The sequence below is a fragment of the Desulfosporosinus sp. SYSU MS00001 genome (genome assembly GCF_049943955.1).
GTDB lineage: Bacteria > Bacillota > Desulfitobacteriia > Desulfitobacteriales > Desulfitobacteriaceae > Desulfosporosinus.
In genome coordinates this window covers 1,126-1,695 of the sequence record NZ_JBNFTW010000039.1, presented here as the reverse complement: position 1 = coordinate 1,695, position 570 = coordinate 1,126, and the positions used below count along the sequence as shown (strand labels likewise).

The following is a 570-nucleotide window of genomic DNA, read 5'->3' as shown; positions in this document are numbered from 1 at the left end:
CAGATTTCATTATATCTTCAACTAAAATAATATCTTTCTTTATTAAGCTTTCTGAAATAGCCTTATTTATCATAGTAGCAATTGTAAAAGTATCATAGGTAGAAGATATTATAGGTAGACACCTTTCATTTGCTAATTTCTTTATTTCGTCACTGCAGCTAAAGCCGCCTGTTATCAAAACCGCACATTCATTCATAAGAGCAAGCTTTTGCAATTCTTCCCTGTTTCCTACAATAACCAGGCAATTAGGACTTATATATTTACTGAAGGCATCTATAGTCATAGCTCCGATTATAAACTTGCTAAGAGTTTTATGTATCACATCTTTCCCACCTAAAAGTGTTCCATCAATGATATTGATAACCTCAGCATATGTTAATGCCTCTATACTCTTCTTTTCTACTTTCTCAATTCTTACAGTTCCAACTCTAGGTATAGTTGTAACAATTCCCATGGTATCGCAATCCTTGATGGCTCTGTATGCAGTTCCATCACTGACTCCCAGTTCATTGGCTACACTTCTTACCGATATCTTGGCTCCTACCTCAAGAGAGAGTATATAATTGATGA

The 570-nt window shown here is 34.9% G+C and carries 1 protein-coding gene; it reads right to left on the bottom strand.

Annotation, left to right across the window (positions count from 1 at the left end; translation table 11 throughout):
• A partial coding sequence (locus ACPUYX_RS20905; RefSeq protein WP_426381501.1) for a DRTGG domain-containing protein occupies nucleotides 1-568 on the bottom strand: 568 nt, incomplete at its 3' end.
• Between the last annotated feature and the right edge of the window lie 2 nt (nucleotides 569-570).